Source organism: Methylobacillus glycogenes JCM 2850 (genome assembly GCF_000617925.1).
Taxonomy (GTDB): Bacteria; Pseudomonadota; Gammaproteobacteria; order Burkholderiales; family Methylophilaceae; genus Methylobacillus; species Methylobacillus glycogenes.
This window is the reverse complement of the sequence record NZ_BAMT01000028.1, coordinates 1-878: the sequence shown is the minus strand read 5'-3', so window position 1 is coordinate 878 and position 878 is coordinate 1. Positions and strand designations below refer to the sequence as shown.

The window sequence follows — 878 nt, the reverse complement described above, 5'->3', positions numbered from 1 at the left end:
TCAACAGCACCAGTTACGTCAGTGGTACGGAAGTAGAACTGTGGACGGTAGCCATTGAAGAATGGTGTATGACGACCACCTTCATCCTTGCCCAATACGTAGATTTCGGCAGTGAATTTGGTGTGTGGCTTGATGGAACCGGACTTGGACAGAACTTGACCACGTTCAACGTCTTCACGCTTGGTACCACGCAGCAATACGCCTACGTTGTCACCAGCTTGACCTTGATCCAGCAGCTTGCGGAACATTTCAACACCAGTACAGGTGGTCTTTTGGGTTGCCTTGATACCAACGATTTCGATTTCGTCACCAACTTTAACGATACCGCGTTCGATACGGCCAGTTACCACGGTACCACGACCAGAGATGGAGAATACGTCTTCAACTGGCATCAGGAAGGTGCCGTCGATTGCGCGCTCTGGTGTTGGGATGTAGCTGTCAAGTGCATCAGCCAAACGGAAGATGGCAGGTTCACCAATGTCAGATTGGTCGCCTTCCAGTGCCAGCTTAGCGGAACCCTTAACGATAGGGGTGTCATCACCTGGGAAGTCGTACTTGGAAAGCAATTCACGCACTTCCATTTCAACCAGTTCCAGCAGTTCTGCGTCATCCACCATGTCAGCCTTGTTCAGGAAGACGATGATGTAAGGTACGCCAACTTGGCGTGCCAGCAGGATGTGTTCACGGGTTTGTGGCATTGGGCCGTCAGCAGCAGACACAACCAGGATCGCGCCGTCCATCTGCGCAGCACCAGTAATCATGTTCTTAACATAGTCAGCGTGGCCTGGGCAGTCAACGTGAGCGTAGTGACGAGTTGCAGTTTCGTATTCTACGTGCGAGGTGTTGATGGTAATGCCACGTGCCTTTTCTTCTGGCGC

The 878-nt window shown here is 51.8% G+C and carries 1 protein-coding gene; it reads right to left on the bottom strand.

Annotated features, from left to right (window positions below):
* Positions 1-878, bottom strand: an 878-nt coding sequence (gene tuf / locus JCM2850_RS15985) for an elongation factor Tu (protein WP_025873115.1), incomplete at both ends; no start/stop codon positions are given.